A 5,217-nucleotide genomic window follows, 5' to 3' on the forward strand; every position below is an offset into this window, starting at 1 on the left:
TTACCCAAGCCCCCTTCTTTATTGGCGTGTCAATGGATATGCGGGTGAATATCCGAAAGGGGGGCTTAAATGAGGAAAAATTAAGTTGGTTTAAGCGTTTTCTCACCCTTTACCCGGCAGAAAACCCCCTTGCTGCCGGGGCTTCTCTTTTTTGGAAGGGGATCAAAGGGGTTTTGTGAGGAGCGGAAGCCCCGCCTTTAAGGGGATTCACGGGTTGGTGTCCATACTCGGTAGACGCTATGGGTCGGTTCCTGATAGCGTTCTTCGTGGCTTTCGCCTCGGCGGGAGCTTTGGCCCAATCGCAAAAGCTGGTCCTCACCCTCGAGGCCAGCGCCTACACCTCCAGCTTCCGGGAGACCGACGCCACGCCCTTCATCACCGCCACGGGGATGCGCACCCGCCTGGGGGTGCTGGCGGTGAGCCGGGACCTTCTAAAGATCCTCCCCTTCGGCACCAAAGTGCGCCTCAAGGACCTGGGTTCCATTTACGGAAGGGGAAAGGGCCAGTTTGACTACCTCTTTCGCGACCGGATCTTCGTGGTGGCCGACGTGATGAACGCCCGTTGGACCAAGAAGCTAGACGTGTGGCTTCCCGACCGGGCCCTGGCCCTGAAGTTTGGCCGGAGGATCCTTCAGCTGGAGGTGGTGGCGTACCCGGAATAACCCCCTTCTAGGGGGGAAGGTACCGAGGCGAGGGGGATGCGCTCTATCCTATAAGGGTGCGCTTCGCCCTCTTCCTGGCCTGGGCCCATCTCCGCCGCCGCCCCCTGCAAAGCGGCCTGGCCCTTTCGGGCGTGGGCGTGGGGGTGGCGGTGCTCCTCGTGGCCCTCTCCCTCACCAACGGCTTCGTGGACGGCCTCGTGCGGGCCACCCTCAAGGCCTACCCTCACCTGGTGCTGTTCAGCCTGGAAGACAAACTCCCTCCCCTGCCCGACCACCCCGAGGTGGTGGCCAAGGCCCCCTTCGCCGCCACCAAGGCCCTCCTCACCCGACCGGCGGAAGGGGGGAGGGGGCCGGGGGTGGACTTCGCCACCCTGGTAGGCCTGGGAGAGGGAGGGGAGGCCCTCTACCCGGAGCTGGGCTTAAGCCTTGCGCCGGGGGGGATCTACCTGGGCTCAGCCCTGATGCACGCCTTAGGGGCTTTCGTGGGGGACAAGCTCTACGCCCTTTCCGCTACCCAGGAGCGGGTGGAGCTGAGGGTTTTGGGGAGTTTCCGCACGGGAAACTACCTTCTGGACTCGGGTTACGCCTTCGTGGATCTGGGAACCGTGGAAAGGCTTTCCGGCTTGAGGGCCCAGGGCTACCAGGTGCGCCTAAAGGACCCCTGGCGGGCCAAGGAGGTGGGGGAGGCTTTGGCGGGGACGAGCTTTTTCCCCCAGGCCTGGCAGGACACCCAGCGCACCCTCTTAGAGCAGCTTGCCCTGCAGAAGGAGGTCCTGGGCATCCTCATCTTCCTGATCGTGGCCGTGGCCGCCTTGGGGGTGGCCAACCTCTTGGTGCTCAAGGTGGTGGAGAAGACCCCGGAGATCGCCCTCCTCCGGGCCATGGGAGCCTCGAGGCTCACCGTGGGCCTGGTTTTCGCCCTGGAGGGGGTGATCCTAGGGGTGGGGGGCGTGGCCTTGGGCAACCTTCTGGGCTACCTTCTCTGCCTCTACCTGGCCCAGCGCCCCTTGACCCTGCCCGGGGAGCTTTACTTCCTCACCCACCTGCCCGTGGCCATGCGCCTGGGCGACTTCCTCTGGGTGAGCGGGGCGAGCCTTTTGGCTGTTCTCCTCGCTTCCTTGCTTCCCCTCTCCCGGGCCTTTAGGGTGAAGCCCGGCGTGGTCCTCCGGTAGTTGCGCGAAAAGCCCCCATGCCCTAAACTTTTGGGGGCGGGCCGGTGTAGCTCAGCGGTAGAGCAACCGCCTCGTAAGCGGTAGGCCGCCGGTTCAAATCCGGCCACCGGCTCCAAAAACCCCCCGGGCCGGGGGGTTTATATTTGCGCTTGCCAAAAGCTAAAGGACCATGTACACTAGGCAAGTTGAGGGCCCTCAGGGCCAGCCCCTGGTCCTGAGGGTGGTGCCCTGTGCGGGCAAGACCGGGGGTTTCCCCCGGGCGGATCTTGAGAACGCGGGGGCAAGTCCAAGAAGAAGGGAGTGGTGGCACTGCCGACGATCAACCAGCTAGTCCGAAAGGGCCGCGAGAAGGTCCGCAAGAAGAGCAAGGTGCCGGCTTTGAAGGGGGCCCCCTTCCGCCGGGGGGTGTGCACGGTGGTCCGCACGGTGACCCCCAAGAAGCCCAACTCCGCTCTCCGGAAGGTGGCCAAGGTGCGCCTTTCTTCGGGCTACGAGGTCACCGCCTACATCCCCGGCGAGGGGCACAACCTTCAGGAGCACTCTGTGGTCCTGATCCGGGGTGGCCGTGTGAAGGACCTGCCGGGCGTGCGCTACCACATCGTGCGTGGGGTCTACGACGCCGCCGGGGTGAAGGACCGCAAGAAGAGCCGCTCCAAGTACGGCACCAAGAAGCCCAAGGAAGCGGCCAAGGGCGCGGCCAAGAAGTAGGTGAACTATGGGACGGCGAAGGAGAGCAGAGGTACGCCAGCTGGAGCCCGACCTGGTCTACGGGGACGTGGTGGTGACGGCCTTCATCAACAAGATCATGCGGGACGGGAAGAAGAACCTGGCCGCCCGCATCTTCTACGAGGCCTGCCGCATTATCCAGGAGAAGACCGGGCAGGAGCCTCTCAAGGTCTTTAAGCAGGCGGTGGAGAACGTGAAGCCCAAGATGGAGGTACGTTCCCGCCGCGTGGGCGGGGCCAACTACCAGGTCCCCATGGAGGTCTCTCCCCGGAGGCAGCAGTCCTTGGCCCTCCGTTGGTTGGTCCAGGCGGCCAACCAAAGGCCTGAGCGGGGCGCTGCGGTGCGCATCGCCCACGAGCTCATGGACGCCGCCGAGGGCAAGGGCGGGGCGGTGAAAAAGAAGGAAGACGTGGAGCGGATGGCCGAGGCCAACCGGGCCTTCGCCCATTACCGGTGGTGAGCCATGGCGGTCAAGGTTGAGTACGATCTAAAGCGGCTCCGGAACATCGGTATCGCCGCCCACATTGACGCCGGCAAGACCACCACCACGGAGCGCATCCTCTACTACACCGGTAAGATCCACAAGATCGGGGAGGTCCACGAGGGCGCGGCCACCATGGACTTCATGGAGCAGGAGCGGGAGCGGGGCATCACCATCACCGCCGCCGTGACCACCTGCTTCTGGAAGGACCACCGCATCAACATTATTGACACCCCGGGCCACGTGGACTTCACCATTGAGGTGGAGCGCTCCATGCGGGTTTTGGACGGGGCCATCGTGGTCTTTGACTCCAGCCAAGGGGTGGAGCCCCAGTCCGAAACCGTCTGGCGCCAGGCCGACAAGTACAAGGTTCCCCGCATCGCCTTCGCCAACAAGATGGACAAGACGGGGGCGGACCTCTGGCTCGTGATCCGCACCATGCAGGAGCGCCTGGGGGCCCGCCCGGTGGTGATGCAACTTCCCATCGGCCGGGAGGACACCTTCTCGGGGATCATTGACGTCCTCCGGATGAAGGCCTATACCTACGGCAACGATCTGGGCACGGACATCCGCGAGATCCCCATCCCCGAAGAGTACCTCCCCCAGGCCCGGGAGTACCACGAGAAGCTCATTGAGGTGGCCGCCGACTTTGACGAGAACATCATGCTGAAGTACCTGGAGGGCGAGGAGCCCACCGAGGAAGAGCTGGTGGCGGCCATCCGCAAGGGCACCATCGGGATCCAGATCACCCCGGTTTTCCTGGGCTCCGCCCTGAAGAACAAGGGGGTGCAACTCCTTCTGGACGCGGTGGTGGACTACCTGCCCTCCCCCTTGGACATCCCCCCCATCCGGGGCACCACCCCTGAGGGCGAGGTGGTGGAGATCCACCCCGACCCCGAAGCCCCCTTGGCGGCCTTGGCCTTCAAAATCATGGCCGACCCCTATGTGGGCCGCTTGACCTTCATCCGCGTCTACTCCGGCACCATCACCTCGGGCTCCTACGTCTACAACACCACCAAGGGCCGCAAGGAGCGGGTGGCCCGGCTCCTTCGCATGCACGCCAACCACCGGGAGGAGGTGGAGGAGCTCAAGGCGGGGGACCTGGGCGCCGTGGTGGGCCTCAAGGAGACCATCACCGGGGACACCCTGGTGGGCGAGAACGCGCCCCGGGTGATCCTGGAGTCCATAGAGGTGCCCGAGCCCGTGATTGACGTGGCCATTGAGCCCAAGACCAAGGCCGACCAAGAGAAGCTCTCCCAGGCCTTGGCCCGCCTGGCGGAGGAGGACCCCACCTTCCGCGTCTCCACCCACCCCGAGACCGGCCAGACCATCATCTCCGGGATGGGCGAGCTCCACCTGGAGATCATCGTGGACCGGCTCAAGCGGGAGTTCAAGGTGGACGCCAACGTGGGCAAGCCCCAGGTGGCCTACCGGGAGACCATCACCAAGCCGGTGGACGTGGAGGGCAAGTTCATCCGCCAGACCGGCGGCCGGGGCCAGTACGGCCATGTGAAGATCAAGGCCGAGCCTTTGCCCCGGGGTTCGGGCTTTGAGTTCGTCAACGCCATCGTGGGCGGCGTGATCCCCAAAGAGTACATCCCCGCCGTCCAGAAGGGCATTGAGGAGGCCATGCAGTCCGGCCCCCTCATCGGCTTCCCCGTGGTGGACATCAAGGTCACCCTCTACGACGGCTCCTACCACGAGGTGGACTCCTCGGAGATGGCCTTCAAGATCGCCGGCTCCATGGCCATCAAGGAGGCGGTGCAGAAGGGGGATCCGGTGATCCTCGAGCCCATCATGCGGGTGGAGGTCACCACCCCCGAGGAGTACATGGGGGATGTCATCGGCGACCTGAACGCCCGCCGGGGCCAGATCCTGGGGATGGAGCCCCGGGGCAACGCCCAGGTGATCCGGGCCTTTGTGCCCTTGGCGGAGATGTTCGGCTACGCCACGGATCTGCGCTCCAAGACCCAGGGGCGGGGCTCCTTCGTCATGTTCTTTGACCACTACCAGGAGGTTCCCAAGCAGATCCAGGAGAAGCTCATCAAGGGTCAGTAGCTTCGGGTCGGGTGGGCCTTTTTAGGCCCACCCCCTTCTTGCGAGGAGGGCGAAGATGGCGAAGGGCGAGTTTGTACGGACGAAGCCTCACGTGAACGTGGGGACGATTGGGCACGTG

Annotated in this window: 5 protein-coding genes and 1 tRNA gene; all 6 read left to right on the forward strand. The window is 64.5% G+C overall.

What is annotated here, in order from left to right:
- Positions 1 to 239 precede the first annotated feature (239 nt).
- The gene (locus IEX93_RS11190; protein WP_188848266.1) at positions 240 to 662 is read left to right on the forward strand and encodes a 3D domain-containing protein; all 423 of its coding nucleotides are present in this window, start codon (positions 240 to 242) and stop codon (positions 660 to 662) included.
- Positions 663 to 718: 56 nt separating this feature from the next.
- Positions 719 to 1,834, forward strand: a complete 1,116-nt coding sequence (locus IEX93_RS11195; protein ID WP_188848267.1) for an ABC transporter permease — start codon at positions 719 to 721, stop codon at positions 1,832 to 1,834.
- Between the two features lie 40 nt (positions 1,835 to 1,874).
- Positions 1,875 to 1,949 (forward strand) — tRNA-Thr (locus IEX93_RS11200).
- A gap of 185 nt (positions 1,950 to 2,134) precedes the next feature.
- Complete coding sequence (gene rpsL, locus IEX93_RS11205; protein WP_443098641.1) at positions 2,135 to 2,542, forward strand: 30S ribosomal protein S12; 408 nt, start codon at positions 2,135 to 2,137, stop codon at positions 2,540 to 2,542.
- A gap of 7 nt (positions 2,543 to 2,549) precedes the next feature.
- Positions 2,550 to 3,020: a 30S ribosomal protein S7 gene (gene rpsG / locus IEX93_RS11210; RefSeq protein WP_188848268.1), complete on the forward strand. Its 471-nt coding sequence runs from the start codon at positions 2,550 to 2,552 to the stop codon at positions 3,018 to 3,020.
- Positions 3,021 to 3,023: 3 nt separating this feature from the next.
- Positions 3,024 to 5,099, forward strand: coding sequence for an elongation factor G (fusA, locus tag IEX93_RS11215; protein ID WP_188848269.1), 2,076 nt, complete (start codon positions 3,024 to 3,026; stop codon positions 5,097 to 5,099).
- Positions 5,100 to 5,217 lie beyond the last annotated feature (118 nt).

Source organism: Thermus composti (assembly GCF_014647535.1).
Taxonomy (GTDB): Bacteria; Deinococcota; Deinococci; order Deinococcales; family Thermaceae; genus Thermus; species Thermus composti.